At 28.0% G+C, this 2,439-nt stretch carries 1 protein-coding gene; it reads right to left on the bottom strand.

Translation table 11 applies throughout. The features are described 5' to 3' along the window. Positions 1-94: 94 nt before the first annotated feature. Positions 95-2,347, bottom strand: a complete 2,253-nt coding sequence (locus tag RCF13_RS11700) for a DNA mismatch repair protein MutH (protein ID WP_220388396.1) — start codon at positions 2,345-2,347, stop codon at positions 95-97. Positions 2,348-2,439: the final 92 nt, after the last annotated feature.

Genomic DNA, 2,439 nt, shown 5'->3' with positions numbered 1-2,439 from the left:
CTTCTTTTATATAGTTTTCTTCTTCGTTTATGAAGAGTGTTGAAATTTTGGATAGTTGTATTTTAACTTACCAACTATATTATTCTACAAAAATTTAATTTTGTAGTGAATTTATTATACCTAATACAGTATCCTTATTAGCCCAGAAAGTCCTTCTCACTTCTTGTTCGCCATTAGTAAATTCAAACGTATCTTTACTATTTCTGGCTTTAGGTCTAATGTGAAATGCCCCATCTTTTTGTGAAGACTTAGGGAATTTTTGAGAATCACCTATCCTAAAAGCTTCTATTGTTTCTTCAAAGGCTTTTTTTGCCTTTTCTAAATAAGCGCTAAAATTAAAGTTTTTAATAACCGTAATTTTACTTACCACTGAATTATCCTCTTCATAAAAAACAACCAATATAAACGGTTGCTCAACTTCTTTTTTAAAAATTGAGTTTTCAAAGGTCAAACTACTAGATAACGTTAAATCATTATATATTTCTGGATAGTTTTCATGTTCATGTAGTGAACTAAATGTTTCTCCATTAAACGGAAAGCTTTCCTTAACTTTTCCGTTTACGATTGTAACCGTTCTAATTCCCCCCTTAATTCCTTGCTTTTTAAAATAATTCTTAGCAAATATACTTTTAGTAATTTTACTCTTTGAGTTATGACCTTTATCATTCAAGTATTCAGATAACATATTTTCCTCATTGATAGAATTATCCGACTGTATATTTTTTTGTTGATTCTCCATTTCTCTAATATACTTTTGATATAACTCATCTTTCTTAAGGTCATTTGAATTAATAGGATCTTCTTGTTCTTTTAACACTATAAATTCATTAATGAATTGTTCATATTTTACTTGCAATGCATCCGCAACATCTAATTCAATATCCACTAATTCTTTATAACTTCTCCAACAATACGATTTAAAATAACTTTTACCATTTCTTTTAAGTCCATCATACACACTCGAATCTTTCCCATCCTCGAAAGGATCCTCTCTTTTCCTCCACCATTCATCTATTTTAGAGAATAATTGAATAGCTTTACTAAAGCTATTTACTTTTGACTCATTACCAAATGCTTTTGATACATCATTCAATATACCACTTAATTTATCTTTCTTTAAATTTCTAGCTGTTCCAGGCTTCTCTTCAAATATTAAATACGCCTTCGCAAATTCTAATACACTGAAGGTTCTTTCATTATCAAGGTATTCTCCGGATCTACATATCTTAATCCCTTTATTTTTCAATCTTTTATTAATTTCTTCCGAGGAATCAGAAGCTCCTAAAATATCTTCCTCCAAAATTGGAATTTGCGTGTTTAAGCCCCGAGTTATTGATTTTTTCAAGCCACTATCTTCAGAAAAAAGAAAAATGACTTTCAATTTCACTTTTTCTTTCAAAAATTCTAACATATCCCCTAATTCTGTTTTTATTTCTGCAACTATCTCTCCCTTTTTATTTTCATCTATATCTTCATCTACTTCCACTTTTTCTTTTAAAATATCAAGCCATTCTTGTTTAATCTGTCTAATCAATGAAAAACAATGTGTCAAAGTTTGAGCTCCATTAATTACACTTACTTTTTCAGCTACAAAAGATATATAATCATATTGAACATTGTATTCTTTCTCAGAAAATATTGTTATGCCATTATGATGGAACCAAAAATCCTCTAGAATTTCAGATTTTTCTTCATAACTCTCAAGTAGCTTTTCATCAAAATATTCCCTTATTTTATTAATATATCTGCTATTTTTTTTCTTATATAAATGATATAAACCTATTTCAAATGTCTCCTTAAACACACTTTCCAAAGGAAATGATTTGTTATCATGCCTTCCCTGCCTTACATTATCTTTAAATAAATACTTCCCAGTTGTATTATATAGTTTACCTAATTCTAATAGTGAAACATTAAAAATAAACCCTTTCTTACTTTTGTCTATGTATTCTAAATAATTAATACCTTCATCTTTTTCTAAATTTATTCTAACTTCATCCTCTTTAATAAAATATACTATTCGAGATTTTTTAACGAGATTCTCAATTTCTCTTCTCTTCTTAGCAATCTTTTCTTCATTTTTTTTCCTATCAATAAAATCCTGCTCTTGTTCCCAATTCTCAAATATTAGTAATGACTGCATTTCTATGTTCTCATTTTCTATTTTACCTATATATTCTGTTATATCACTATTATTTTTACGAAAATCTCCTATATAGTACTCTAATGTATCTCCATTATCATCATTAATCTCTAATATCTTTCTATCTTGCAAAAAACTTGCGCTCTTTTCAGGAATATTCAACCTTCTCAGCAGCAAGTTCTTATCATTATCAGTTAAAATCATATTTAAATTCTCCTTAATTCTTCTTCACACATTAATTTTAAGCCTTCAAAATTAAATTGCGCTTTCTCTATATAAAATTCTTTATCTACAGA

It is taken from the genome of Stenotrophomonas maltophilia group sp. RNC7 (assembly GCF_030910085.1).
GTDB lineage: Bacteria > Pseudomonadota > Gammaproteobacteria > Xanthomonadales > Xanthomonadaceae > Stenotrophomonas > Stenotrophomonas sepilia.
This window is presented reverse-complemented; position numbering and strand designations above follow the sequence as displayed.

Bases quoted from the DNA above. Each gene is read 5' to 3' on its own strand.
- RCF13_RS11700 (WP_220388396.1), bottom strand. From the start codon at position 2,347: ATGATTTTAACTGATAATGATAAGAACTTGCTGCTGAGAAGGTTGAAT.